This is a genomic window from Aeromonas sp. Prich7-2 (genome assembly GCF_017939255.1).
GTDB classification, from domain to species: Bacteria; Pseudomonadota; Gammaproteobacteria; order Enterobacterales; family Aeromonadaceae; genus Aeromonas; species Aeromonas caviae.
In genome coordinates, this window is sequence record NZ_JAGKRI010000028.1 from 1 (window position 1) to 293 (window position 293).

At 60.1% G+C, this 293-nt stretch carries 1 protein-coding gene; it reads right to left on the reverse strand.

What is annotated here, in order from left to right:
* Positions 1-293: transposase (locus J9892_RS06495; RefSeq protein WP_210538108.1), on the reverse strand; the 293-nt coding region annotated here is incomplete at both ends.

The following is a 293-nucleotide window of genomic DNA, read 5'->3' on the forward strand; positions in this document are numbered from 1 at the left end:
TATCTTGGGGTTCAGGCTTTGCGTTCCTCGCACCAGATAAAATCCGCCAGCGTCGTTCACCTGCTCAAACCAGGCCCTGTCAATGTAACCCGCGTCAGCCAGCAGCAGGCAGTTGGCCAGCTTGTGAGCCTCAGGGAGAAATTGCCGCTCCCCTGCGGTATCGGCAGACACACTCATGCACAGTGGGCTCTGCTCCGACAGAGACATGGTCATATGGCACTCGATAGCCGCCGGACTGATGGTCTTGAACCGGCCGGGAAAGTCAGCCGCCAGACGCCGGTGCACCGCGAAGG